General features: G+C 55.2%; 26 protein-coding genes. 19 read left to right on the forward strand and 7 right to left on the reverse strand.

Translation table 11 applies throughout. From position 1 onward, the window contains the following. Nucleotides 1-18 precede the first annotated feature (18 nt). The 8 genes from ACFFK0_RS23265 (at nucleotide 19) to ACFFK0_RS23300 (ending at nucleotide 6,647) form a co-directional block, all read left to right on the forward strand. Entirely contained in the window at nucleotides 19-438 is a 420-nt protein-coding gene (locus tag ACFFK0_RS23265; protein ID WP_377472760.1) for a hypothetical protein, read from the forward strand. 85 nt (nucleotides 439-523) lie between these two features. Further along, complete coding sequence (locus tag ACFFK0_RS23270) at nucleotides 524-1,579, forward strand: CotH kinase family protein (protein WP_377472761.1); 1,056 nt, start codon at nucleotides 524-526, stop codon at nucleotides 1,577-1,579. A gap of 92 nt (nucleotides 1,580-1,671) precedes the next feature. Continuing rightward, on the forward strand, nucleotides 1,672-1,950 hold the full coding sequence (locus ACFFK0_RS23275; protein WP_377472762.1) for a hypothetical protein: 279 nt from the start codon (nucleotides 1,672-1,674) through the stop codon (nucleotides 1,948-1,950). 241 nt (nucleotides 1,951-2,191) lie between these two features. Continuing rightward, a complete protein-coding gene (locus ACFFK0_RS23280; RefSeq protein WP_377472763.1) occupies nucleotides 2,192-2,590 on the forward strand; it encodes a BlaI/MecI/CopY family transcriptional regulator in 399 nt (132 codons plus the stop codon). Nucleotides 2,591-2,631: 41 nt separating this feature from the next. Then, the gene (locus ACFFK0_RS23285) at nucleotides 2,632-4,869 is read left to right on the forward strand and encodes a M56 family metallopeptidase (protein ID WP_377472764.1); all 2,238 of its coding nucleotides are present in this window, start codon (nucleotides 2,632-2,634) and stop codon (nucleotides 4,867-4,869) included. Between the two features lie 131 nt (nucleotides 4,870-5,000). Continuing rightward, complete coding sequence (locus tag ACFFK0_RS23290) at nucleotides 5,001-5,165, forward strand: hypothetical protein (protein ID WP_377472765.1); 165 nt, start codon at nucleotides 5,001-5,003, stop codon at nucleotides 5,163-5,165. Nucleotides 5,166-5,248: 83 nt separating this feature from the next. Beyond that, on the forward strand, nucleotides 5,249-6,073 hold the full coding sequence (locus ACFFK0_RS23295) for a squalene/phytoene synthase family protein (RefSeq protein ID WP_377472766.1): 825 nt from the start codon (nucleotides 5,249-5,251) through the stop codon (nucleotides 6,071-6,073). Nucleotides 6,074-6,110: 37 nt separating this feature from the next. After that, nucleotides 6,111-6,647: an acyl-CoA thioesterase gene (locus tag ACFFK0_RS23300; RefSeq protein WP_377472767.1), complete on the forward strand. Its 537-nt coding sequence runs from the start codon at nucleotides 6,111-6,113 to the stop codon at nucleotides 6,645-6,647. 126 nt (nucleotides 6,648-6,773) lie between these two features. On the opposite strand, the gene ACFFK0_RS23305 is transcribed toward ACFFK0_RS23300, so the two are convergent. Next, nucleotides 6,774-7,472: a GntR family transcriptional regulator gene (locus ACFFK0_RS23305; protein ID WP_377472768.1), complete on the reverse strand. Its 699-nt coding sequence runs from the start codon at nucleotides 7,470-7,472 to the stop codon at nucleotides 6,774-6,776. A 226-nt stretch (nucleotides 7,473-7,698) separates the two neighbouring features. Here ACFFK0_RS23305 and ACFFK0_RS23310 point away from each other — a divergent pair, with 226 nt between their 5' ends. The 5 genes from ACFFK0_RS23310 to ACFFK0_RS23330 all read left to right on the forward strand — a co-directional run bounded on the left by ACFFK0_RS23310 (nucleotide 7,699) and on the right by ACFFK0_RS23330 (nucleotide 13,090). Beyond that, a complete protein-coding gene (locus tag ACFFK0_RS23310; RefSeq protein WP_377472769.1) occupies nucleotides 7,699-8,883 on the forward strand; it encodes an iron-containing alcohol dehydrogenase in 1,185 nt (394 codons plus the stop codon). 16 nt (nucleotides 8,884-8,899) lie between these two features. Beyond that, on the forward strand, nucleotides 8,900-10,195 hold the full coding sequence (locus ACFFK0_RS23315; protein ID WP_377472770.1) for a four-carbon acid sugar kinase family protein: 1,296 nt from the start codon (nucleotides 8,900-8,902) through the stop codon (nucleotides 10,193-10,195). A 23-nt stretch (nucleotides 10,196-10,218) separates the two neighbouring features. After that, complete coding sequence (pdxA, locus tag ACFFK0_RS23320) at nucleotides 10,219-11,247, forward strand: 4-hydroxythreonine-4-phosphate dehydrogenase PdxA (RefSeq protein ID WP_377472771.1); 1,029 nt, start codon at nucleotides 10,219-10,221, stop codon at nucleotides 11,245-11,247. Beyond that, nucleotides 11,240-12,139, forward strand: a complete 900-nt coding sequence (dapA, locus tag ACFFK0_RS23325) for a 4-hydroxy-tetrahydrodipicolinate synthase (protein ID WP_377472772.1) — start codon at nucleotides 11,240-11,242, stop codon at nucleotides 12,137-12,139. Before pdxA ends, dapA begins: the two co-directional genes overlap by 8 nt. Before the next feature lie 147 nt (nucleotides 12,140-12,286). Further along, complete coding sequence (locus tag ACFFK0_RS23330) at nucleotides 12,287-13,090, forward strand: phosphodiester glycosidase family protein (RefSeq protein ID WP_377472773.1); 804 nt, start codon at nucleotides 12,287-12,289, stop codon at nucleotides 13,088-13,090. Here ACFFK0_RS23330 and bshB2 read toward each other — a convergent pair. Together bshB2 and ACFFK0_RS23340 are read right to left on the reverse strand one after the other, a co-directional pair. After that, on the reverse strand, nucleotides 13,066-13,737 hold the full coding sequence (bshB2, locus tag ACFFK0_RS23335; RefSeq protein WP_377472774.1) for a bacillithiol biosynthesis deacetylase BshB2: 672 nt from the start codon (nucleotides 13,735-13,737) through the stop codon (nucleotides 13,066-13,068). The two genes, ACFFK0_RS23330 and bshB2, sit on opposite strands and share 25 nt — an antisense overlap. A gap of 17 nt (nucleotides 13,738-13,754) precedes the next feature. Beyond that, the gene (locus tag ACFFK0_RS23340) at nucleotides 13,755-14,099 is read right to left on the reverse strand and encodes a YojF family protein (RefSeq protein WP_377472775.1); all 345 of its coding nucleotides are present in this window, start codon (nucleotides 14,097-14,099) and stop codon (nucleotides 13,755-13,757) included. A gap of 86 nt (nucleotides 14,100-14,185) precedes the next feature. Between ACFFK0_RS23340 and ACFFK0_RS23345 the strand changes: the two genes are divergently transcribed. The 5 genes from ACFFK0_RS23345 to yunB all read left to right on the forward strand — a co-directional run bounded on the left by ACFFK0_RS23345 (nucleotide 14,186) and on the right by yunB (nucleotide 19,773). Next, nucleotides 14,186-15,208 carry an RNA polymerase subunit sigma-24 gene (locus tag ACFFK0_RS23345; protein WP_377472776.1) on the forward strand — a complete coding sequence of 341 codons (1,023 nt, stop codon included), beginning with the start codon at nucleotides 14,186-14,188 and terminating at the stop codon, nucleotides 15,206-15,208. Nucleotides 15,209-15,317: 109 nt separating this feature from the next. Next, nucleotides 15,318-16,337 (forward strand): Gfo/Idh/MocA family protein, encoded by a 1,020-nt coding sequence (locus tag ACFFK0_RS23350; protein ID WP_377472777.1) that lies wholly within the window; start codon nucleotides 15,318-15,320, stop codon nucleotides 16,335-16,337. Nucleotides 16,338-16,522: 185 nt separating this feature from the next. Next, nucleotides 16,523-17,224: a Na-translocating system protein MpsC family protein gene (locus ACFFK0_RS23355; RefSeq protein ID WP_377472778.1), complete on the forward strand. Its 702-nt coding sequence runs from the start codon at nucleotides 16,523-16,525 to the stop codon at nucleotides 17,222-17,224. Between the two features lie 123 nt (nucleotides 17,225-17,347). Beyond that, nucleotides 17,348-18,616 (forward strand): ATP-binding protein, encoded by a 1,269-nt coding sequence (locus ACFFK0_RS23360; protein WP_377472779.1) that lies wholly within the window; start codon nucleotides 17,348-17,350, stop codon nucleotides 18,614-18,616. Between the two features lie 401 nt (nucleotides 18,617-19,017). Next, nucleotides 19,018-19,773 carry a sporulation protein YunB gene (gene yunB / locus ACFFK0_RS23365; protein ID WP_377472780.1) on the forward strand — a complete coding sequence of 252 codons (756 nt, stop codon included), beginning with the start codon at nucleotides 19,018-19,020 and terminating at the stop codon, nucleotides 19,771-19,773. Between the two features lie 50 nt (nucleotides 19,774-19,823). Here yunB and ACFFK0_RS23370 read toward each other — a convergent pair whose 3' ends face one another. Then, complete coding sequence (locus ACFFK0_RS23370) at nucleotides 19,824-20,906, reverse strand: M23 family metallopeptidase (RefSeq protein WP_377472781.1); 1,083 nt, start codon at nucleotides 20,904-20,906, stop codon at nucleotides 19,824-19,826. Nucleotides 20,907-21,036: 130 nt separating this feature from the next. Here ACFFK0_RS23370 and larC2 point away from each other — a divergent pair, with 130 nt between their 5' ends. Next, nucleotides 21,037-21,540, forward strand: a complete 504-nt coding sequence (larC2, locus tag ACFFK0_RS23375; RefSeq protein ID WP_377472782.1) for a nickel pincer cofactor biosynthesis protein LarC2 — start codon at nucleotides 21,037-21,039, stop codon at nucleotides 21,538-21,540. A gap of 398 nt (nucleotides 21,541-21,938) precedes the next feature. Here the strand turns inward: larC2 and larC are convergent, their stop codons facing one another. The 3 genes from larC to larE are packed head-to-tail and all read right to left on the reverse strand — an operon-like array spanning nucleotide 21,939 to nucleotide 24,847. Further along, the gene (larC, locus tag ACFFK0_RS23380; protein ID WP_377472784.1) at nucleotides 21,939-23,147 is read right to left on the reverse strand and encodes a nickel pincer cofactor biosynthesis protein LarC; all 1,209 of its coding nucleotides are present in this window, start codon (nucleotides 23,145-23,147) and stop codon (nucleotides 21,939-21,941) included. Between the two features lie 3 nt (nucleotides 23,148-23,150). Then, on the reverse strand, nucleotides 23,151-23,987 hold the full coding sequence (larB, locus tag ACFFK0_RS23385; RefSeq protein WP_377472785.1) for a nickel pincer cofactor biosynthesis protein LarB: 837 nt from the start codon (nucleotides 23,985-23,987) through the stop codon (nucleotides 23,151-23,153). After that, nucleotides 23,984-24,847: an ATP-dependent sacrificial sulfur transferase LarE gene (gene larE, locus ACFFK0_RS23390; protein WP_377472786.1), complete on the reverse strand. Its 864-nt coding sequence runs from the start codon at nucleotides 24,845-24,847 to the stop codon at nucleotides 23,984-23,986. Before larE ends, larB begins: the two co-directional genes overlap by 4 nt. Between the last annotated feature and the right edge of the window lie 140 nt (nucleotides 24,848-24,987).

Raw genomic sequence — 24,987 nt, forward strand, 5'->3', positions numbered from 1 at the left:
TTAAAGGAGGTCAACAATATGCCGCTTAAAGGAAAAGGTCCGAAGAGCAGGGGAATGGCAGATTACTGGGCTGTCGGGGCGGGCGAAGGCTCGAGAGGTCACCGTACGAAGGGCGATCGTACGAAGGGGGATTGTACGCAAGGCAACCGCACGAGAGGCAGCCTGACAGCGGGGAGCCGCACGAAAGGCAACCGCACGAAAGGCAGCCTGACAGCGGGGAGCCGCACGCATGGCAACCGCACGAAAGGCAGCCTGACGGCGGGAAACCGCACGCATGGCAACCGTACGAAAGGCAGCCTGACGGCAGGCAGCCGCACGCATGGCAGCCGTACCCACGGCGATCGCACAAAAGACTACATGAAGCATGGCCACTGGAATGGGAAGCCTCATCACAAGAGCGGAAGACAGGGTACAGGGGACAACTGCCGCGACGAGTAATCGAACAGCCGAATAGGTTATATCACCGTAGAAGCCTGTCACTAGCGGATAGGCTTCTTAGTTTGTGAAGGAAGGGCGATGTTCGGTGAGCCTCCCTGTTCGGCATATTGTTATCGATGATCGTCAGCAGCTGTTGCTGCGCAAAGATGTTTGGAGCGATACGTTTGTAGAAGCCTTCCTGAGAACGGAACGGGGGCTGGAACCGATTCAGCTTCGCTATCGGGGCGGGCACACGCGGGATTACCCGAAGAAATCCTACGAAATTGTGCATAAAGGGATCACCTATCATTTGAATGCCGAATACGACGATCCTTCCATGATCCGGAACGCCCTGTCCTTCCGGTTCTTCCGGTGGATCGGCGTCCCGAGTCCGGAAACGAAGCATGTGCTGATCCGGTGGAACAATGAGCATCAAGGGGTATATTTGGAGATTGAGGCCGTCGACCGCCGCTTCTTCCGCAAGAGAGGCATTCCGATGAAATCGCTGCTGTACGCGGTGAACGACCGGGCGAATTTCAGCTTGAAGGATCCGGATTCCATGCGCCGCAAGTCGTCGCTCTTCAGCGGCTATCGGCTGATGGCCGGTCCGGTATCGGAACGAAAGCGGCTTACGGCGTTCATTACAAATTTGCATACACGCCGCGCTGCCCGGCTGAGCGCTTATTTGCAGAGCAGGCTCGATATCGACAATTATTTGCGCTGGCTGGCCGGTGCGGTGTTTACGGGAAATTACGACGGCTTCGATCAAAATTACGCGTTGTTCCGCAAGCCCGGCAGCGAGCGCTACGGCATTATCCCTTGGGACTATGAAGGCACCTGGGGGCGCAATTGCTACGGCAAAAGCTGCGGAAGCGATCTGGTCCGCATCTCGGGGTATAACGACCTGACCGCCAAGCTGTTGTCGGACCGGGCCGTCCGGCTGCGCTACAAGAAAATTTTGCAGCAAGGCCTGAAGGAGGCGTTCACGCTCAACCGGCTTCTTCCCGAAATTCGCAGACTTCATGACAGCATCTACCCGCATATGTACGCGGATCGTTCGCGCAAGTGGCCGTTCGCTCTGTTCGAAACCGAGCCTGAATTCATACAGCGGTATATTCAGGAGCGGCGGACGATCATCCGGCAGGAGATTAAGAAATGGTAAAAATAGCGGCGAGAACGTTCCCGCTTTCGCTGTGGGCGAATACTGTGATATAGGCATTAGCCACATCCGGTATGAAGGAAGGGAACATCCCCATGATTCAATCGATTCAAGAAGCAGTTCCGGCGGCAAGCATCGCCGCTGCAGAAGGCTGGCAGCCGAACTACGAACAGGACCGCCCCGTTCACGGAGGCTACGGTCACGGCCACGGCCACGGCTACCATCACGGGTTCCATCACGGGTTCCACGGTCATCATTATCCATACCATCACCACTATCACTATCCATACGGCTACGTCGGCGGTTACTATTCATACCCGGTCTATACCGGCTATCCCGTTGTGTATAACCCGCAGTATCCTTGGGTGTACTAATCCGCTCGGTTCAAGCGAAGGGATTGTCTCAATAGGGCACGTCTAACGAGAAAGTCCCAAAACACAGAAAGACGCCTCTTATTCCATGTGACAAGTGGGAGGGAAGCGTCTCTTTGTTATGTAAAATAAATTGAAGCAGAGCCGACATGTAAGAGATTGACAACTTTCATTTACACTTGTAATATTAAAATCGCACCCAATCATTTACAAGTGTAATTCAAAATGGAAAGCAGGTATTGTCATGCAGCATATCCCGAAAATTTCGGAGTCCGAGTGGGAAGTCATGAAGCTTATATGGAAAAATCATCCTATTACCGCGGAGCAAATTGTGCTGATGCTGCCCGATCAAATCGAATGGAGCGACCAGACCGTCCGCACGTTTCTGAACCGGCTGCTCAAGAAGAGAGCGATCGGCTATGAGAAATCCGGACGCGGGTATAAATATTATCCGTTGGTTTCGGAAGAGGAATGCGTCCGGGCGGAGAGCCAATCTTTCGTGAAGCGGGTGTTTGGAGGCGCTGCCGGGTTGATGGTTACCCGGTTTTTGGAGGATGCTCATTTGTCGGACGTGGAGATCGAGCAGCTCCGGAAGATTTTGACTGATAAACAGGCCAAGAACGGCAAAGACTCCGATGCTTGAACGTTGTAAGAGCGTGTGAATATTCGGTAAAGGGTGATCGTATGGATGGCGTCGTCAAGCTATTCCTTTGGTATCTCGATTCGACGGCTGCGGCTAGTGCTGTTGCGCTTCTTGTCTTGGCCATTCAGGCTGTTTTTCGCCGATATTTGAGCGTTCGAGTCCGTCATGCGATGTGGATGGTCGTTCTGCTGCGTCTGCTTCTTCCCGTTTTCCCCGACAGTCAGGTAAGCATCTTTAACGCCGGGGCTTTACTTGCCGATGTGAAGCACGCGATGACCTTTGGCGAACCGCAGGTAAACAGCCTAATACCGCAGGAGCTCATGGTTAACGGAACGGCTAAGTCCGATTCCGCGGACGCGCCCGCCGTCCGGACGGACGGGGAAACGGAAAGCTCGAAGCTGAATTTGCCGGCACTGCCTAATAAGCCTGAGCATCCTGCAGCCCTTCAAGCGATCGCGGCATTGTGGCTGGGGGGAGCGGGATTCATGCTCCTCTATTTGGCGGGCTATACGCTGCATTTGCGAAGAAAACGCGCGTCCCTTCGAATGGTCGCGGATACTCGGATATTGGCTATCCTGGACGCATGCCGGGACAAATTCAACGTTGCGGCGCCGATAAGACTCTATACGGGTACTCCGTGGAATAGTCCGTACATTTGGGGGCTCACTCGTCCTCGGATCTATGTTCCGGAAGCGATTTGCAAGGAGCTGAGCGCCGAGCAGCTGTTCCACATTTTCTCGCATGAGCTGGCTCATTACAAGCGACGGGATATCGCCTGGAACGCGATAGGCGGTGTCGTATTGGCTGTGCACTGGCTGAATCCGCTCGTTTGGCTCTGTATCGGAAGAATGAAAGCGGACCGGGAATTGGCCTGCGATGCTTACGTTCTGGAGGTGCTTGGCGAAGCCGAAGCGGTTCCTTACGGGCTGACGATTTTGGAGTTTCTCAAGCGGATTCCTGCGAGGAGGAATGATGCGCATCTCATTTATTTTTTCGGGTCCGATCCGTTTCGCCAGTTTTCGCAAAGAATGAAGATGATCCAAACGTTTAAGAAGGGCTCGTATAAACTGTCGGCGGCGGCAATCGTTTGCGTGGCGCTGTTAAGTATGGCGACGCTGACCGATGCGGCGAGGCCGGCCGGCTCAAGCGTGCCCGAAGCCCGGCTTGAAGCTGGCGTTACGTCCATAATGCCGTCCGATACAGCAACGGACCGTGTCCTGTACAATTCTGCTTTCCGAAACTATAACAACTTGGAAAAAGCCGTCAAGGTAGCCGGGCTCAAATTCAAGGTACCGACGGAGCTGCCTGCCGGATATTCGTTCAGCGAGGCTTCGTTCCAGCTGCAGCAGGGTGAAGCGAATGCGAGGCAAATGACTTTGTTGTTTAATGACCGTAATAACGGACAAATAGAAGGGAGCTTTTTCTTCACCGCCAGCGCTAAGGAAGGCGGACTGGAGGCTGCGGTCGCCGAGGCTGAGCAAAATGAAAAAAAACGTGCGGAAAGCGAGCCGACGATTCGCAAGGAGCTTGTGGACATCGCGGGACAGAAGGTCACCAAGATAACCTCGGAGCTCCGGAAGGCGAGGCATATCGTTTATTTATGGCAGGAACAGGATATTGTTTATGTAATCAGAGATCTTCGGGCTGCCGGCGAACAGACGGTCGTCCGGATGATCGCTTCGATGGCATTCCCCGATCCCGGGATTTATACCCAATATGTCAGTGATGATATGCTGAATGTCATGATTTATGATACCGGGGATTTACGGCAGGTTCCGAAGGCGATAGGGTTTGCGCCGAAGTTTCCGTTGGAGCTGCCCGGTTCCTATAAAGTTCAGTACGCCATGAATACGCAAAAAGTCAACTTCAGTTATCCGACGGACGCGGCCGACCAGAAGACGAGGCTGTTATACACCGTATACCGGAAAGCGGATAACGCCGAAGAAAAGGCCGGAGGTATCACTGTGATGCAAATCAAGGACAATCGCATGACGGAGGATATTCAGGCGAAAGGCTTTGTCGGATTTTTTCGGATAGACGGCAAGCAATTCGAGGTCAAGACGGCGCCTGTGACCATTGGCGGGGTGGCGGCGTTCAAGACCGAACCGTATAAAATCGACGGAGCGCTAAGCTCTCCGAACGAGCGGGACTTGGTCAGCTACTTCTGGAAGGAAAATGTGGCTTGCTTTCAGGCCGTATTTCCGGCGAACGTTGAGCAGCAGGAGCAGATTGTCGCTTTCCTGATGAAGGAGAAGGCTGCGGATCTCGAACGGTTGTAAGAACCGGGAACAATCTGCGGCAAGCAGGTTTAAGACAGTCCCGATTGCATGAGAAGCGTCTGATCTGGCTACGATATAGGCAGAGAGCATTTTCCAATTTGATGTACCATGACTGCAAAGGGAGGCTTACCATGGATAGAGAATCGTATGAGATGCTGGAGGATGCCGACAGAGAAGCGGCGATCGGATCCACTTCCCCTGAAGGCGTACGGCAGTATGTCGACCTGATCGGTGACGAGGATCTGGAGCCGGACGCTCCGTTCGCCGCTCTGGATGGGGACGTTCCGCTGCTGTAGACTCCGGGGCGAATGGCTTACTCTAGGTCACGTATGGTATCATGGAGTAAGTTGAACCATGGGGAACTATAGTTGCCTGGGTAATGGAGGGAATACCGATCGCTAACGTCAGTCACAACGATGCGATGACCATGCTGGAGCAGACAAGCCGCACCTTCTTTATTCCGATCAGCCGCCTGACGGAAGGCTTGAAGGAAGCCGTGGCTTCCGCTTACTTGTGCATGAGAGCCATTGATGAAATTGAAGATCACGAGAGCATTGCCGATCAGACGAAGATTACGCTGCTGCATAGCATACGCGCAACGTTCCATTCCAATAACGTGATGCAGGAGCTGCAGCAGCTGCTGGAGCCGTATGCGAACATTTTACCGGCGGTTTCCGTAAGAATGCACGAATGGCTGTTGCTGTGTCCGTCCTCCGCCGCGCAAACCGTATACCGCTACATCGCCATGATGTCGGAGCAAATGGCCGAATGGGTGCAGCGGAAGTGGAGCATCCGCACGGAGGAGGACCTCGACGGCTACACCTACAGCGTGGCCGGCATGGTCGGCGAGATGCTGTCCGAGCTGTGGCAGTGGCACGACGGAACGATTGCCGATAAAGTGAAGGCCGTCGCGTTCGGCAGGGGGCTTCAGGCCGTCAACATCCTGCGCAACCGGACCGAAGATCTGGAGCGGGGCGTCGATTTTTACCCGGACGGATGGGAGCAGGCGGATATGATCCGCTACATCGACCGCAATCTGCAGCTAGCCAACGAATACGTGGCCGATCTGAAGCAGGGGCCGGCCCTGGAGTTCTGCGCGCTTCCTCTGGCGCTGGCGCATGCGACGGTGCAGACGATTGCCGGCGGCGGCACGAAGCTGTCCCGGGCGAATGTGATGGACATTGTAAGCCGCGTTTCAAGTTAGCTTGAGAATATGATGCATGGCCGAAAGAAGGGGCAGGATGGGCAACGATCAACAGAAGTACGTCCGGGAAACCCGCTGCTTCAAAATTTCCCGTGTATTCCCGCTGGACGTCAACAACAATAATACTTTGTTCGGGGGCAAGCTGATGTCGCTCATCGACGATATCGCTTCGATCTCGGCAACCAAGCTGTCCCGAGGCAATGTCGTGACGGCGTCCACGGATTCGGTCGACTTCTTGTCGCCGATTCATTTGACGGACTGCGTATGTCTGGAGGCGTTCGTGACATGGACGGGAACGACTTCCATGGAAGTATTCGTGAAGGTCGTTAAAGAAGATTTGTATACCGGAGAGCGGAAAATCGCGGCAACATCGTTCTTGACATTCGTTTCATTGGACGAAAATCATAAGCCCGTGCCGGTTCCGCGGATCGTGCCGGAGACGGAGGAGGAGCGGAAGCTCCACGAAACCGCCGTGCAGCGGGCGCAAATGCGCAAGCACCGCCGCGAGGAGAGCAAGAAATTCGCCGATTATTTGCTGACGACGTATCCTTGGGAACAATCCTACAACCAATAAACCTCAGCATCCTGTCAGGGATGCTTTTTTTATTGGCAAAGACGATTTTACATGAAATTTCATTCTAAATCGTATTAAGCGAAATCAATAAGAGCTTTGGTGTAGGAAAGTCAGGTCATAATCCAACTAAATAGCTCCACCATTGGCATGTATTTTTTCCAATAATCTCATCTTGGAATCGTCTAAGTGCAGTTTGATCATCGTCTTGATGTCGTACATACTGCCTTCTTTGACAGCATGCAAGATGGCGGTATGCTGCTCAAGGGCTGTCGTAACCATCTCTTTGGTAATTAAAGAGGCTTGCGCTGCGAGAAATCTGTAGTTCATGATACTTTTGTAAATCTCCATATTTCTCTTGTTTTTCCCGATGTTCATATATTCAAGATGAAAAGCCATATTATAATCATATTGCAAGTATGTGTCCAACGGTAATATTTCAATATTCTCTTTGGATGTTTGCAAAATTTGTTCCATAGTCACAACTTCTTGCTGAATTTGGTCTTTCGTCTGAGCTGCGATTTTATCAGCTACCCAAAATTCCAGCATTAAGCGCGTATCCATAATATTCTGCACGTCTTCGATTTCGATTGCATTGACAAAGGTTCCTACTTTGGAAACCGTTTTCACAAGTCCATCCATTTCCAAACGATTCAAGGCGTCCCGAATAGGGGTTCTGCTTACCCCCAGCTGTTCAGCTAACTCCGGTATAGATAACTTTTCATTTGCGAGAAATTCCCGGCGGATAATCTTTTCCTTCAGGATGTTGTACGATTTATCCCACAAATTCGAAGTATCAAGCTTTGGCAAGCCTGTTCTCGTAGACATAACGACTCCTCTGAGATTGAAGTTTTGGGTAAAGGATACGATGACGAATAACTCGGGATCAAAATGATGTATATAAGATTTTAGCATCTGTTCGTTTGAGGTGTCAATTTCCTGCGTCTGAAAGGCACTAGTCTAGATTTTATTTGAGATTCCTCCAATATTTGTATTGAGAACATCTCTTTCTCGTTATATGATGTATACATCATTTCAATGGGAGGAAATGGCTTTGAGCAATTATGCAGCGATCCAGACCTATGCGTTTCAATCGGCAGCTTCCATTATTGCAGGAAGGCATTCTATTACCACGCTGCGAGATCGGCTTCAAATGATGGGCGAGATTCGTTCTGCTTTATTGGTTACCGGTTCGGCTATGGAAAGCCTTGGCGTTGTTGATGAGCTTACGCTGCAGCTAAACTCAGCGGGCATCTCCTTGCAAGTGCTGAAGGGGGTTGTCCAAGAGCCCACAATAGGAAATATTGAACAATTATTTTCTTCAATTGCCGGCGAGCACTTTGATGCCCTCATTGGACTCGGGGGCGGGAGCATACTGGATGCGGCCAAAATCTTGTCCGTTATGAAGACCAACGAGAAGCCTCTTCGCGAAATGCTCGGTACAGATCTGATCCCCCGCCGCGGCGTACCCCTCGTATTAATTCCGACTACTTCCGGGACGGGCTCCGAGGTGACTCCGAATGCAATTGTGACATTGCCGGAGGAAGAGCTGAAGGTCGGTATTATCAGCCGTTATTTGCTGCCCCAGCTGGCGATCCTGGATCCGATGTTAACCTTGCAGCTGCCCAAACAGATCACCGCCGCCACCGGGATGGATGCTTTTACGCATGCTTTCGAATCGTTTATCTCCAACAAGGCTAACCCGATTAGCGACATGTTTGCCATGGAATCGATCCGCAGGATCTCTCGAAGCATCGTAGAGGCCTATCAGGACGGGGGCTCTATAGAAGCAAGGGAAAACATGCTGCTCGGATCGATGTATGGCGGAATGGCTCTGACCGGTGCAGGTACGGCGGCCGTTCACGCACTGGCTTATCCGCTTGGCGGAAAGTTCCATATTCCCCATGGGGTCGCCAATTCGATGCTCCTGCCCCATGTTACCGAGTTCAATTTGGATGCGATTTCAAATCGATTGACTAATGTAGCGCAAGCAATGGGCTTCCGGCACGACGTCTCCATGACCGCAAGCCAAGCGGCAGATTTCGTGCTTACTCGCATATCCGAATGGATTAAAGAATTGCAGATTCCGCAAAATCTGGCCGAATACGGTGTGACCGAAGCGGATGTGGAGGCTCTGGCTCAAGCGGCATCCAAGGTTACCCGTCTATTGAACAATAATCCCAAAGCCATGAGCCTGGATCATATTCAGGATGTGTATAAGAAGCTCCTGCCTAAGTAGAGGAGGCTGAGGCCAAGTGAAATTTGCGATTATTGCCGATGATTTGACCGGGGCTAATGACAGCGGAGTCCAGCTGACGCGCTTCGGTCTCAGGACGGCGGTCTTGATCGGTGCGAAGAGCCATTCCCTTGAGGAAAGGGATGCCGTCGTGTTCGATACCGACAGCCGCTCGCTGCCGCAGGATGAAGCCTACCGAAAGGTCAAAGAGATTTCGGAATTCCTGCACAGCGCAAATTCCTATGTGATGTTCAAGAAAATCGACTCTACGATGAGGGGGAATGTAGGGGCCGAGGTGAATGCGATTTACGATGTTTGCCGACCCGACTTCGCGGTGATTGCTCCGGCTTACCCGGCGATGGGAAGACAGGTTATCGAAGGCTATCTTTATGTGAACGGCAAGCTGGTGCATGAAACCGAGGTAGGCCATGATCCGAAAACGGCAGTGAAGGAATCGTTCCTCCCTCGGCTGATTGAAGAGCAGTCCAAGAGGAGGGTCGGGCATATTTCTTCTCGCGAGCTATCTTATGGCCCTGACTATCTTCATAGCAAGCTAGCGCAATTCAAAAGCGAAGGCACGCATTACTTGCTTGTGGATGCGGCGGAAGACGGAGAACTGCAAGCTATGGCCGGGCTCTTGATCGGAACTCGATATTCGGTTGTTTGGGCCGGTTCCGCCGGACTCGCCAATGTGCTGCCCTCGGCCTATGGCATGCAAAGAACAGAGCGTTCCTTCCCTCTCAGCCCAAGCGATTCCCCCGTATTGCTGGTCGTTGGCAGCGTCAGTCGCGTAGCGCGTAAGCAGCTGCAGCTTGTCTTGAGTGAGCCGAACGTAACCGGCATTAAGCTGCATTCCCATCTCGCGGTGGCTGACGAAAGGACGAGGGAAGCGGAATGGATTCGCGTTTATGAGGAAGCAAGAGGCGCATTAGCAGGCGGAAACCATATCGCACTGTATTCCTCAGGAGATCCTCTGGATATTGAACAGGCCGTGCAAACAGGAAACAAGCAAGGTATGGATGCCGTCGGGGTCAGCAATGTCATCGCCGATTGCTTAGGTAGGGCAGCCTTTCAACTGATTCATAGTGAGGGCATCGGCCGGATGGTCCTTGCCGGCGGGGACACCGCGAAGCGGTTATTGAACCGGCTCGATGCCGTGGATATTGAGCTTCTGGATGAAGTGGAGCCGGGGATTCCCCTCGGCAGAATCGAATCGCAGCAAGGAGCTTATGTCATTACGAAAGCCGGCAGCTTCGGGTCAGAAACCGCGCTGGTCAAATCTTTGAAGAAATTGAGTCACGGCAGCGCGGAATAAAATCAAAGGAAGGACAATCAGATATGCTGAAACCGATCATAGGAATTACGATGGGGGATGCCGCAGGCATCGGACCGGAAATTATTGTTAAGGCGCTGGCCAATCCGGAGCTCTATGAACAGTGCCGTCCTTTGGTAATTGGCGATAAAAAAATTCTGGAGCGAGCGATACAAATTACAGGGGCTGCTGTTGTTATTCATTCGCTGCAAAACATAGAAGAAGCCAGGTATAGCTTCGGTACGATCGATTGCTTGGATTTGGATTTGCTGCCTGCCGATTTGCCTGTCGGCCAAATTTCTGCGGCTGCGGGAAATGCCGCCTTTCATTTTATCGCTAAATCCGTAGAGCTTGCGCAGGAAAACAAGATTCATGCCATTTGCACAGCGCCTTTAAACAAGGAAGCCCTGCACAAAGGAGGGCATATGTATCCGGGCCATACGGAAATATTGGCGGCGCTGACAGGTACGGAAGACTATTCGATGATGCTGTCTTCGCCAAAGCTGAAAGTGATCCATCTAACCACTCATGTCGGGCTCATTCAGGCCGTTGAGATGATCAATCCGGAACGAACCTATACGGTCATCAAGCTGGCCCATGAAACCTTGACCCGTGCCGGATATTCCAGTCCCAGGATTGCCGTATGCGGGATCAATCCGCACGCCGGGGAAAACGGGTTGTTTGGCAGCGGGGAGGAAGAAGAAAAATTGGAGCCGGGAATTCAGAAAGCGCAAGCGGAAGGCATACAGGTCACTGGTCCGTATCCGGCGGACACCCTATTTTACCGTGCGGTTCGGGGGGATTTCGATATCGTAGTTGCCTGCTATCACGATCAGGGGCATGGACCGATCAAGGTGCTTGGCTTGGAAGCAGGTGTCAATATCACCGTCGGTTTAAAGGGAGGAATGATCCGGACGTCGGTGGACCACGGCACTGCGTTTGATATTGCCGGGAAAAATATGGCGGATGACCGCAGTATGCTGGCGGCGATTCGCATGGCGGTAGAATTAGCTCCCAAGCAACCGATTCCGGAGGAGGCAAGACGGAATGCTTAAACCTGAAGGTATCATCCCGGCCATGGTCACCCCTTTTACAGAAGATGGGGCGATTCATGAACACGCGCTTCGACAATTCGTGAATAGGGCGATCGCGTCAGGGGTTCATGGGTTATTTTATTTGGGGACCAACGGAGAATTTTTCTCGTTATCCTTTGATGAGAAGGTCCGAATTATGGAAATTGCGGTCGATGAGGTGAAGGGAAGAATTCCTGTCTATGCGGGGGCCGGGTGCGTGAGTACGGCGGAAACCATACAGCTCGCGAAAAAATTCGAAGGAATCGGCGTAGCTGCATTATCGGTCATAACCCCCTACTTTCTCAATTTTACGCAAAAAGAGCTTATGCTGCATTATGAAAAAATAGCGGAGTCGACGGTCCTGCCCATTGTGCTATACAACATTCCGGCCCGCACCGGCAACAGCCTGCAGCCCGGCACCGTGGCAAAATTATCCAAAATACCGAATATCGTTGGGATTAAGGATAGCAGCGGCAGCTTCGATAATATTTTACAGTATGCGGATCAGACCGATTCGGATTTCTCGGTGCTGGCAGGTACGGATTCCTTAATTTTACCGACCTTAATGGCCGGCGGGAAAGGAGCGATCGCGGCAACCGCGAATGTGCTTCCCGAGACGGTGGTTGCGATTTATGAGAACTGGAAGTCGGGCCGCTTCCACGAGGCTCAACAAGCACAAGACCTGCTGAAACCGCTTCGGGCGGCCATGAGCTGGGGAACCCTGCCATCTGTGCTGAAGGAAGCCATGAATCTCATAGGATTGCCGGCCGGGCCGGCAAGATTGCCCGTTGAAGCGATATCCGAACAAACGAGGCAGGAGCTGGTTCGCTTGATTCGGCAGTATGTTGAAGAGGGCGTTATCCATTTACGATAAAAGTAGCTGCAACATATCGAGTTCACCATGCACGATCTTATCTAAAGTTCAGGCTTTTTCTCATGCTCACGAAGCTTTGCTCATAAATCTAGCAATAGCCGCATATCTTCCTTCTATGAGTCTATGAGCAAAGGATGAATAGAATCGATGAGAGTGAAGCGAGCCGGAAAAAGGAGAGCGCAGGGGTGGCAGGCGGTCTGGGTGGCGGCGGCATTCGCCTTCGGCTGTGCCATTCCTGTCGTCGGCCTGCGTCCTTACTGGGACGTGCATGCCGCTGCACCCGAGCGGGACGAGACGTACGTCAAGGTCGTGTCCTCGGGCGGAATCGCCATGAATGTTATTCGTTCGACGCCGGACCGGATCGAGCTGAAGAAGATCGCCACGAATGTGACGGAAACCGGAATGAACGGCATTAACGGGGGATTTTTCTACAACGGGGATTTGATCAGCATTGCCGTCCGCGGCGATCAGCCGCTTAAGGGAGCACCCGGCGACTACGGATCGGGCTGGTATAATGTCGACACGAAGAAAGGAACGCTGGTCTGGGACGAAGCGGCCCGCAAGCTGTCGGTGCAGAGCGTGCTTAGCGCGGACGAGATTGTCGTGGCGAGCCGCAGCCGCTACTGGGCGCAAGGCGGCGTAAGCATGACGCTGCAGGACGACGGGCAGTGGGAGCGGATTGCACTGGAGGAGCTGATGCCCGCCTTCGATCAGAAGCGGCTTCGCTCCGCCGTCGCCTATGACCGCGACCAGAACCTATGGCTGATCGTCTCGGACACGCCTTGCACGGTCCCGGAGTTCCGTGCCGCGATTAAAGAGAAGGTCGGGCGAGGACGGCTCGTCGATGGGATTTTCCTGGACGGGGACGGCTCTTCCCAGATGAAATACGGGCCGGTGCTCGTCAAGGGAGACAGCCGGCCCGTCTATCAAATGCTTGCCGTGAAGGAATAAGTCCAGAACCGTTCCGTGCTGAGCCGGGCTACGACTTCCGGATGATCGAGCGGTTTGGTTCCGAAGAACAAATAAAATTGCGATCGGTGCGCCTGGAACGACCCGCCCTTCTGCTTCAGGTACGGGGTGACGTCGGCAACGATGTCCGGCGGGCCGAGCGCTTCCTCGCAGCCCTTGGAGAAGGCGACGCAGCGCACTTCCGGCCGCTGCCCGACCGGCAGCCGCTCCAGCACCCGGATGACGGCCGCTCCTGTAGCGTCATGGTCGGGGTGAACGCTGTAGCCCGGGTAGAACGTATGGATCAGCGTCGGCTTCACGTCTTCGATGATCGCCAGCAGGTCCGCGTCAAGCTTGTCCTGATCGGCGAATTCGACCGTTTTGTCATGATAGCCGAGCATGCGCAAGTCTTGAATGCCGATGCTGCGGCATGAGGCGATCAGCTCCTCACGGCGGATCAGCGGAAGCGTTACCCGATTGGCAAACGGAGGATTGCCCATATTGCGCCCCATCTCTCCAAGAGTCAGGCAGGCGTATGTGATTTCCGCGCCCTCATCGATATAACGGGCCAGCGATCCCGAGACCGAGCATTCGTCATCGGGATGCGGCAGTACGACGAGAACGCGCTGATGTTGATTCTGCTGCTTCATTGCTGCACCTCTTTTCGTTAAAATGGCTCCCGGCCTACGAGCAGCCCGACGATCAGCTTGCCCTCGCCGTCGTGGCCGGCTGCGATCAGGCGGTCCTGCTCGCTTTGCTCCCAGTGCGTCAAGCCCTCGGCATACACCCAGCCGGTATCCGTCTGCAAGCCGATCCGGTACGGGCCGCTGCCGGAGATCGAGCCCTGCGAGAAGCGGAACCGTCCGTTCTTCATAAAGGTCGAAGCGGTAAACTTCGTGCTGTCCGAATGCGCCGCATAGGCGCCTGTCGTCATTTCCAAGCTGATGTACACATCCTGCTCCTTGAGCGATTGAAGGATGCGCTGCACGGCTTGCGGATCGATGCGCTCCATGTTTCTTTCTCCTCTCGTGCATGTTACTCTCATTATACACATCCCTAGAACCGGCACCAACTTTATCGTGGAAAGGCAGTGCAGGCATGCTCCATATCGTTAACGGAGATTTGGTGGAGAGGAAGTTGAGGCAGGGGGGACTTGAAGGCGACATTCTCGTCTGGCGCGAGCTTCTGACCGAAGGCCCGGCTGTAGCCGCACCGGAATATGAGCGGCTCGTTCAATTGCGGGCGAACCGGCTCGAGCGCGAGCTCGGCATTCCGGCGGAGCTCTTCGCCCGTCATGGCAGGGAGCAGAAGGACAGGCTTGACCGGTTCACCGCCTACGAGGAGCTCGTGCTTTGGTTTGAGCACGACTTGTTCGACCAGACGATCCTTTGGTTTCTGCTTCACTATTTCGCAGAATGCGATAAGGGCGGGACAAAGCTGAGCGTCATGTCCATCGGCGAGTTCCCGGGAGTTCCCGGCTTTGAAGGATTCGGCATGCTGAGCGCGGAGCAGCTCGCGTCGCTGTTCGGCTGCTGGAAGGAGATCGGCGGCGCTGCGCTCGACCTTGGCCGTCGCGTGTGGGCCGCTTATGCCGGCGGGGAGCCGGATGCGATTGTGGCGCTGCTCAAGGAAGAGCTTCTATGGACCGAGCTTCCGTTCGCGCAGGATGCGCTCGCCTTTCACTTGAGCCGCTTTCCCGACACCGGCCGCGGCCTTGGGGCGGTCGAAGCGACTACGCTCGAGACCTTGGAGACGTATGGCCCCCTGCCGATGCAGGACCTGTTCGTTCGGGTCGGCAAGCGGCACCCGCTGTACGGCATGGGGGATGTCCAGTACTGGGGGTACCTGCGGAGACTGTGCGGGAGCGGGAAGGCGGAGGCGCTGATCGCCTGGGAAGGTTCGGACATGGGCCGGCTTCCCGGGTACGAGACGGACCCGCACATGATGAAGCGGCCCGTCAGCCTGACCGCAGCAGGGCGACAGGTGCTTCGCGGCGAATGCGATGCGGTTCGCTTGCTCGGGTATGACCGCTGGCTCGGCGGAATTCACCTTCGTGCCGAAGCCGGCGGGGACGTGCCGTGGCGTTACGACCCTTCGCGGCGGACGCTTGTACGAACATAGCCAGATCGTGCAGGTTTTCATCAAATCGGATATGTTTATTCCTAACTGAATTGTTTATGATAGTATCGAGAAGAGGCGGGCTTATCCCGCAAAGGAGCGATGACGAACGATGAGTAAAATTCGCGTAGCGGTAATCGGCTGCGGATCCATTTCGAAGCACCGCCATATCCCGGAATACGCCGCTAACAATCAGGTTGAGCTGGTCGCCTTCGTGGATTCGGTGCTGGAAAGAGCGGAGCATTACGCGAACACGCACGGCGGCAAAGCATACAGAGATTACGAGACGATGCTGGCGGAAGTGAAGCCGGACGCCGTAAGCGTCTGCCTGCCGAATGCGCTGCACGCCCCGGCATCGATCGCCGCTGCAAATGCCGGCGCGCATGTGCTGGTGGAGAAGCCGATGGCTGCATCTGTGGAAGAATGCGAAGCGATGATCGAAGCGGCAAAGCGCAACAACGTCTATTTGATGGTCGGCCACAACCAGCGTCTTATGCCTCCGCATGTGAAGGCGAAAGAAATTTTGCAATCGGGCGCGCTCGGCAAAGTAATGACGTTCCGCACCTCGTTCGGCCATCCGGGACCGGAAGGCTGGAGCGTGGACGGCAGAGAAAGCTGGTTCTTCCGCAAGGAAGAAGCGATCATGGGCGCCATGGGCGATCTCGGCGTTCACAAGTCCGATCTTATCCGCTATTTGCTCGAAGACGAAGTGGCGGACGTTGCGGCCTTCATCGGCACGCTGCACAAGGAAGGGACGGACGTCGACGACAACGCGACCTGTGTGCTGCGCATGAAGAGCGGCGCGATCGGTACGCTGGTGGCGAGCTGGACGTACTACAAGGGCGAAGACAACAGCACGGTGCTCTGGTGCGAGAACGGGGTTATGAAGATCGGTACGCATCCGGACGATCAAGTGATCGTAGAGCTGCGCAACGGCACCGTTGAGCGCTATAAGGTCGGTGCGATCGCAACGAACGAGAAGCAATTGTCCAGCGGCGTCATCGACGCATTCGTCGATTCGATCGTAACCCGCACGCCGCCGAGCATCCCCGGCGAAGAAGGGCTCAAGTCGCTGCGCGTTATTTTGGCGGCGTTCGAGTCGCAGGAAACCGGGAGAACGGTTTCGCTATAAGCAAGCAAGCAAGCAAAGGCAAGAAGCCCGGCCGGGGTTTCTTGCCTCTTTTTGCATAAAAATCTCACATCCCGCAAATAATTACAGTGCCTATTTTACAATAGGTGTTGTTGTTTCCGGGTTCCTGTAATAAGATTATACATGGACGAGAGAAAGCACGCTTTCGTCTTTAATGAGGGTTCAACGTGGAGAATGCACAAATCAATTCGGCTTTGTCCGGACACATCGGCAAGCTGCTGCGAGATACGTTCGGGAAAGGACCGCAGTCCCTGCATATCAGTATCAAGCGGCCGATTATTGTGATCCAGATGAGGCAGTTCCTGAATCCGATGGAGCATGTTCTTATCGATCAGCAGAAAGAAGACACCGTATTTCAGACCCGAGCCGTCATTATGGACAAGCTGATTCCGGAGATCAAAGCGTTCATCCAAGTCATCGCCGGCATGGAGATCCACGAGTTTTACTACGACTGGGGCTTGCATAACGGCTCCGGCGTCATGGTCGGGGTAGAATCTCATGCGCTGGATACGGGAGACGGCATCCCGGACGAGCCTTTCCCCGGCAAGACGGAGCTGCTCGCCGAAATCGCTCGAATCAGCACTCAGGTGCAGAAACCCCCGGAGAATTTGAGGGCGGTTCTTCTGAACGAAAGGACGCTTCTTGTATTCCGCGACGGTGTTCTCATCGCCATTGAGAAGGAGCTTATCCGGCAAGGCTATGAAAGAATTTTGAAGAGCACGAAGCGCATTCTCGAAAAAAAGTATTTGCATAATAACGCGGCTTTGGAAGGGATGCTGCGTACCCGCATCTTCGATATTTTCGTGGATTGGGACTTCCAGCTGGATAAAAGCGTCATGGTGTTTATTCTCAAGCCATGGACTCCATAGTGAATTCGGTTTAATGCATTTAGAGGTTGCGCTAAATCATAAGCCCAAGCGAAGCTGCGGACAGCGGCCTTCGTTTGGGCTTTTCTCTTGCGTAATTGCCGGAGAATATAAGGAGAATCCGCCATGTTTAAGGATTTAATGCTCCAAGTATTAACGATCCTGCTGCCGATCTTGACGATCCAAATCGTGTTTCTGCGGTCGAACCATTTTGCGCTGCATCGGCGCTATTCCGTCTATATCGGACTGCTCAGCGGGCTAGCGTCCGTATTGTGTATGAGCTTTCCGCTGCAGTTTGCAGAAGGCTTCCAGTGGGATTTTCGCTGGATTCCGATCATGATCGCCACGCTCTACGGCGGCTATCCGGCCGGGATCATCAGCGTGGTCATGTCCATCGTATTCCGCACGTACTTGGGCGGACCTGCGGCCATGTTTTCGCTGGTCGGCGCAGTATTGACGATGATCGTTCCTCTTATGCTCGCCGCGCGCTTTCGCAGCCTGTCGAGGCTCCAGCGTTACGGGATCAGCGCAGGGGCAGCGATGCTGGCCTTTGTGTATGTGATGCTGAATATGGTATTTTATCTAACCTATATCGGTAAACTGTCCGTGTTCCCGCAATACGCCGGACTATTCGCCTTGGCGGGGGGACTTCAGCTTGCGTTGACGCTGCTTGCCGTATTTATGATCGAGCATCTCGTGGAAATTGCGAAGCTGCGCTCAAGCCTGCAACGAACGGAACAGCTGGTGGCCGTCAGCGAGCTTGCCGCTTCGGTTACGCACGAGGTGCGCAATCCGCTTACTGTAGTACGCGGGTTTCTGCAGCTTGCGAAGTCGTCCGTCGATCCGAAAGTAACCGGCTACATGGATACGGCCATCTCCGAGCTTGACCGGGCGGAGTTCATCATCAGCGATTATTTGAGCCTCGCGAAGCCTCAAGTGGAACGGCTCGAAACGATCGATCTGAAGGAAAAGCTGAGCGGTATCGCGTCGTTAATGCATTCATTCGCCGCTATGCGGGGAGTGTCGCTGCTGCTCGATCTGCAGATTGGCCTTAAGACGTACAACGACAGCGTTAAGCTGGGTCAGGTCGTTATGAATTTGGTGAAAAATGCGATCGAAGCCGTTCAAGAGAACGGTGAAGTCCGGATCCGCAGCTATTTGCGCAAAGAGTATATCGTTATTGAAGTGGCGGATAACGGCGAGGGCATGACGCCCGAGCAGCTGCGGCGGCTGGGGACCACGTACTATACGACAAAAGAACGGGGCACCGGTCTCGGTACGATGGTTGCATTCCGCGTCATCGAAGCGATGGGCGGCAAGCTGGAATACGCCAGCGTTCGCGGTGAAGGAACTACCGCCTATATTTTGCTCCCGGCGGCCCCCGGCGGCACATAATCGACGGAGACGGCGGAAATCGTATGCCAAGTATAGGAATTTATTGACGGCAAGGGGCGGGGGTTAAGGGAAGGAAGCCAAGTAGGCCGAATGCCGCTGAAGTTCAGCCTTGACCATTTCGCCGGCGGCCGCAGCGGGCGTCTGCGGTCATCGGACACAGACGGAATGCCAAGCGTAGTCTAAACACCACGACCTCAGGCCTTTAGAGCTTGAGGTTTTTTGTTGTTCAGGGGAGCGGCAGGCACGGTCTCAGCGCGGCGACATTTTCCGGGCATATGCACCTTGGCTTTACCGGCTGCCGATGCTGCGTGCGGGACCTTCTCCTTCTTTTTTGCCTGGAGCGAGCATAGCTTGTAAGAAGATCAGGACGAGTCGACATACCGCTTCACGGAGGGATCGGAATGCTGAACAGACGAGGCTGGAAGAGCCGGCCGTCCGGGAAAAAGAACCGGATGCGCAGCTGGCTGATCGTTGGACTGCTCACGCTGCTGTTTACCGTGCAAGGGTTTATTTTCGTCGAACGCAATATGAAGGAGCCGCTGATGCACGTTGCCAAAATCCGCATGCGCCAAATTGCCACAGAGACGATTAATACGGCGGTCGCCGGCCGTATTTCGCAGCAAACCGACTTTACCAAGCTGATGGAGTGGAAGACGGATAAGAACGGGAAAACGACGGGGCTGACGCTGAACTATGCCGAACATATGCGTATCACGTCCGACACGACGAAGACGGTGCAGGCCATTATGTCCGGACTGCAGGAGAAGCCGGAGCATGTACCGCTCGGTCAGGCGATGGGCAGCGCCATTCTGGCATCGTTCGGACCGGACATTCCCGTGAAGCTTACCCCTGCGGGGGTCGCCAAGGTCGATCTGCAGACAAGGTATAAGAACGCGGGAATTAACATGATCCTGGTTGAGGTATTTTTGCGTATCGTCGTCGAAGTGAACGTCATCATCCCGTTTGATTCCGAGCCGGAGATCGTCGAGACCGAGCTGCCCGTTTCCTATTCTCTCGTTGTCGGCGACGTACCGATGTACTACTTCGACAACACCGGGAAGCCGGTCGGCAGCGAAGTTCCGCCGCCCTCGCTTTCGCTGCCTGCACTGCCCACAGCGCAGGGGGACGGTGCAGATGAGCTGCCGCCGAAGAACTGAGGTCCGGCTGCGAGCGAGGGAAGACGTTGTCCTGTAGCGTCATGGCATCTTCATTTCGAACGTTCGGCGTTTGCCCGCCGGCGCTCCTCGCGTTCCCATTTGCGCAAATACGAATAAGGGTCGAACGACCAGTCGCTGTAGCCGTTGTCGCGGTACATCCCGAAGTGCAAGTGCGGCGGGAATTTGCCGGACGTGCCGGGCCTGCCGTAGCCCGTGCTCCCTACCCAGCCCAGCACCTCGCCTGGCTTGACGACTTTGCCGAGCTTCAGTTCCTTTGGAAATCCGGATAGATGGGCGAAATAGTAATAGACGTTGTTCAAGTCGCGAATACCGACTCGCCAGCCCCCATACGGGTTCCAGCCCTTCACTTCGACAATGCCGTAGCAGGCGCTGCGAACCGGAACACCGTGAGACGCGAACACATCCGTACCTTCGTGAATGCGCCTGCCGCCCCAGCCCCGCTTGGCTCCCCACGTGCTGCGATACGAATACTCTGCGTTCAGCGGCATCACGAAAGCTTGCTCATGTAGGTCAAGACGGCCGAACTGCTGGTAAATGCGCGCAAATTGGCCGATCCGCTCGACCGAACGGTCGTTCTGGTAGTAATTCCACAGCGACCGCCGCCGGTCATCCGCCGAAAGCCCCTGCTTCACCATAAGGGCGGCCATGGCGGACAGGCGGTCCACGTCATTCAGCCGATTAGCCTGACCGTCGCCGTCGCCGTCCCTGCCGACGCCGCGAAACAATGCGATGGAAGCCGGGCTTGTATCCTGGAGGTTCGGATTGAGCGCCCCGGCCCAGTCCACCTCGCTAAAATGAATCGCAATGGAGCTCGACGCCGTTGGCAGCTTGCGGACCCTGCCCATCGCCCGTTCATACTGATCGACGGCCGCAAGCTCATACCAAGGGATGCCGGTGATGGTGCCGGCCATTTCGAACATTTGCATGCGTTCCTTATAGATGTCTTTGGGGGCGGCGGAAGCCGCGGGTACCGCCGATGCCGCAGGCTCGGCTGCCGCTGATGCGGTAGACACCGGCTCTAACGCTCCGGCAACGAACACGGCGGCGCCGGTCAGCAGCAGCTTTGGACCGTTCGTAAGCATAGTGCGGACAACTTGGCGAAACGATCTCATGTTCCCTCGTCCTTCCTCACAAATGTATATTTAGGTTGAGTTCCAAAGGACGATTTTATGCCAACAGAGGCGGATTGTTTTCATTTATGCGGGGGCGTGATACACTTTGGGGGATAGGAGGGGACGGTGCATGAATGAGCATGAAACGGCGCCGAGAAGCGGGTTTCATCATCCCGACGAGCATCTCGATGCCGGGATGGTTATGCTGCAGGCGAATATCGACGATATGAATCCCGAGTGGTGCTCTTATGTAGGGGAGCGATTGTTTGAAGCGGGTGCGAACGATGTTTTTTGGATTCCGATCATTATGAAAAAAGGCCGCCCCGGCGTCATGCTCAATGTGCTGACGGCGGAGGACAAGCTGCAGGCGATCGAGAAGGTTGTTTTTGCCGAAACGACGACGATTGGACTGCGCTATATGCAGGTTACGTGCCATCGGTTGGCGCGGCGGTTTTTCCCGGTCGAGACAAAGTGGGGGACGATTACGGTGAAGGCAGGCTACCAGGACGGCCGCTTGACCCAATTCGCTCCGGAATTCGCCGAATGCGAACGGGCCGCGCGCGAGCACGGGGTGCCGCTCAAGGATGTGTACGATGAGGTGCGGCGCCGGTTTGACCGGACGAGCGGGCTTTGAGAACACGATGAACCTTCCAACTCATGAGCATCATGGTTTGGAAGGTTTTTTCGTAGTGCTGCGGCCACGACAACATGCTAAGATCGTGCGAAACTGGGCAGCCAGTCATCGCTGTGGCGGATTATGCCGAGGAGACGGCCCGAATCGGGCCGTCTTGAGCGGTTGTGGCGCCTTAGTGCCGGTAGGACGGCCCGGAATGGGCGGTCATGTGCGGTTGTGGCGCCTCGGTGCCAGCCCCCGCTAACTTGCACAAAGTAACTCAAAGCATAAAAAAACTAGCGCCGTTTGTGAAGGACGCTAGGTTTTTCATTGTGGAATAATAGGCTAATCACATGATGAGCGACCGAATGCGATGCAATCGATGCGCCAGTCGCTGATCTATCTTAAAGATTGTCGTGTCAGTGCTTGTGCACATGGTCGTGTCCATGGTTATCCCCGTGTTTATGCTCATGGTCGTGGTCGTGCCCATGATCGTGGGCATGCTCATGGTCGTGCCCGTTACTGTGTCGATGGCCGTTGCTATGCGAATGTTCGTGAACGGCGCTCTCCCGGACGATAGCTCTTTGTGAACGTACGGCGCCGAATCCGGAGATGCGCACCTTGCGCGGCTCGATGTGACGGTGATGACCGTGCTCATGCTCTCCATGATGGTGATGCTCATGCCCGTCATCACCGTGATGATGGTGCTCATGCTCACCGTGGTGGTGCCCGTGCTCGCCATGATGATGACTATGCTCACCGTGATGGTGCTCATGCTCACCGTGATGGTGCCCATGCTCGCCATGATGATGGTGCCCGTCATCCCCGTGATGATGGTGGTGCTCGTGCCCTTCATGCACATGCTCATGGTGCAGCTGCCATTTGGCCAGCAGCGGATCGGAACGTCCGACGACGACACGCAGCACGTTCGGCTGGTTCGGCAGGTCCCGTGTGCCGGCGCCGTAGCCGATCGATTCGACGATCATCGGCGGGAATCCTTTTGAAAATTCGTCGACAACGGCGGCAATGATGCCGGCACCCGTCGGCGTCGTCATTTCTTTCTGATACGGTGTCGGAGCGATCGGCAAGCCTTTCATCATCTCCAGCGTTGCCGGTGCGGGAACCGGATAAATCCCGTGATCGCAGTGCACCGTACCGGAGCCGAGCGGCACCGGAGACGAGACGATCCGCTCTACGTCCAGCGAGTCGATCGCCAGTGCTACGCCGATGACATCGGCAATCGAATCGATCGCACCGACCTCGTGAAAATGCACCCGATCCAGCGGCAAGCCATGAATCTTCCCTTCCGCCGTGCCGATCTTCTCGAAGATCGCCAGCGCCAAGGCGGTAGCGCGCTGGCTAAAGCCGGCCTTCTCGATCATGCGGACGATTTCGCTGTAATGGCGGTGATGCGTAGGCGGATGCTCCGGATCGATATGTACATCGAGCTTCATCGCCGAGATGCCGCGTTTATTGACACGCTTCCATTCCAGCGTGAACGGTTCGATCGATTGCAGCTTGCCCAGCTCTTGTTCGATATAGGACGCATCGGCTCCGGCATCGACCAGTGCGGCGAGCGACATATCGCCGCTAATGCCGGAGAAACAATCGAAATACAAGATACGCATATATTAACTCTCGGCTCCTTTGGTACGATTCTGATTAATGACAGCGGCGCTGTAACCGGCTCCGAAGCCGTTGTCGATATTGACGACGGTTACGCCGGTAGCGCATGAATTGAGCATGGTCAGCAGAGCCGACAAGCCTCCGAACGAAGCGCCGTAGCCGATGCTCGTCGGAACGGCGATGACCGGCTTGGAGACGAGCCCGCCGACGACGCTGGCGAGTGCGCCTTCCATGCCGGCGACGACTACGATCGCATTCGCTTCGCGGATGACGGGCAGCCGCCGGAGCAGCCGGTGAATGCCGGCTACGCCGACGTCGTACACCTTCTCGACGCGCGAGCCCATGCATGCAATCGTCACGGCCGCTTCCTCGGCAACGGGCAAATCCGACGTCCCCGCGCAGACGACCGCAATGTAGCCGTCATGAAGAGGAACGTTCGGCTCACGGAACCAGGTGACGCAGCGTGCGATCGACTCGTAGGTTGCGCCCGGGACTTCCGCCAGCACGGCCGCGGCTTTATCGGCGGATACCCGGGTTGCCAGTACGCGATCGGCGTTTTCCGTCAGGCGCCGGAAGATGCCGACCAGCTGCTCGGCGCTCTTGCCTTCCCCGTAAATCACCTCGGGGAAGCCCGTGCGCCGCTGCCGCCCCAGATCGAGCTGAGCGTAGCCGAGGTCGGCGACCTCCTGCGACATCAAACCGCGCGCTTCGCGGTCGCCCTCTTGCATAGAGGCGATACGCCGCAGCGCTTCTTCCACATCTACAGCACCGCCCCGAACATCACGAAGCAGCCGCTCCAGCTCAGCAGACGAACATGACGAAGCTCCACCGTTTACGCTCATACTCCGGCTGCACTCCCCGCCGCCGTGCCGGCCGCTTTCGTGGCGGCGGACAGCACTTCATTCATGCTCCCTGTCCGGTAGCCTTGCAAATCAAGCGTTACATATTGAAAGCCGAGCGACTTGAACTTCTCGTGAATCCGGTCGCTAAGCTCGATGACTTTCAGCATTTCATCGGGCATTACTTCGATCCGGGCGATTTTATCATGATGGCGTACCCGCACCTGGTAGAATCCGAGCTCGGCGAGGAAGGCTTCGCCTTCGTCGAGCTGATCGATTTTCCAGCGCTCGATCTTGGTACCGTATGGAATGCGCGACGACAAGCACGCGAACGACGGCTTGTTCCAGGTCGGCAGTCCGAGCTCCTTGGACAAGGCGCGGATTTCGTCCTTCGTCAGGCCCGCTTCCTGGAGCACGCTGCGCACGCCCTGCTCGTTCTTCGCCTGCAGGCCCGGACGGTAGTCGCCCAGATCGTCGACGTTCGAGCCGTCGAGGATGAACGGGTAGCCGAGCTCCGCAGCGATGTCGCGCAAATGCGTGTATAGTCCGGTTTTGCAGTGGTAGCAGCGGTCCGGATTGTTGGCTACGAAGTTCGCGTTCTCAAGCTCTTTTACTTCGGTCTTGTGCAGCCGCACGCCGAAATCTTCCGCCAGCTTGACCGCCGCGTCGAATTCCCGGGTAGGGAAAGTTTCGGAAGCGGCTGTCACCGCCAAAACAGCGTCGCCCAGCTCCTGCTGCGCCCGCTTCAGCACAAACGTGCTGTCCACACCTCCGGAGAACGCCACAAGAACACGGCCCATTCCCCGCAAAATATCGCCAAGACGCCGGTCTTTCTCCCGGACGTCGTTACTGATCGTTTCCATTACCAAGTCTATCCCCTCCAGCTCAGGAATGCGATTTCTTTCCCAGTGTAACATAAATGTTGAACGTGTGCATGACTCCGCCGAACGTCATCGCGGCAAAGCCTGGACAGGGTGAGCATTCGGAAGAGAATCGTGATATA

This window comes from Paenibacillus chartarius (assembly GCF_042432825.1).
In the GTDB taxonomy this organism is placed as follows: Bacteria; Bacillota; Bacilli; order Paenibacillales; family NBRC-103111; genus Gordoniibacillus; species Gordoniibacillus chartarius.